General features: G+C 39.6%; 1 pseudogene. It reads left to right on the forward strand.

Going from position 1 to position 293, the window contains the following annotated elements:
* A pseudogene (locus tag AB4486_RS24865) lies at positions 1–180 on the forward strand (glycerate kinase); the annotation flags it as partial.
* Positions 181–293: the final 113 nt, after the last annotated feature.

The raw sequence follows: 293 nt of genomic DNA on the forward strand, positions 1-293 counted from the left end.
GGTTCTTTAGGTTCTGAAATCGATGATTTATACGCCACAATCGACAGTGCTTTTGCCACTGTTCGCTCACCACAGAGCCTTGAACAAGTGCTTCAAGAGGCGAGCATGAACGTGACTCAAACATCTCGAAATATCGCTGCTACCCTCAAGTTGGGTGCGTCAATGATTAATGTTAAGTAGCTGACTAAGTTTGATTACTTGCAAGTGATACAAAGAAATATCTATGTCTTTATTTAAATTAGATAATGTTATTCAGCATTATCCGTGGGGAAGTAAACAGTCTATTTCTGAGC

Source organism: Vibrio sp. 10N.222.55.C6, from assembly GCF_041473395.1.
In the GTDB taxonomy this organism is placed as follows: Bacteria; Pseudomonadota; Gammaproteobacteria; order Enterobacterales; family Vibrionaceae; genus Vibrio; species Vibrio crassostreae_C.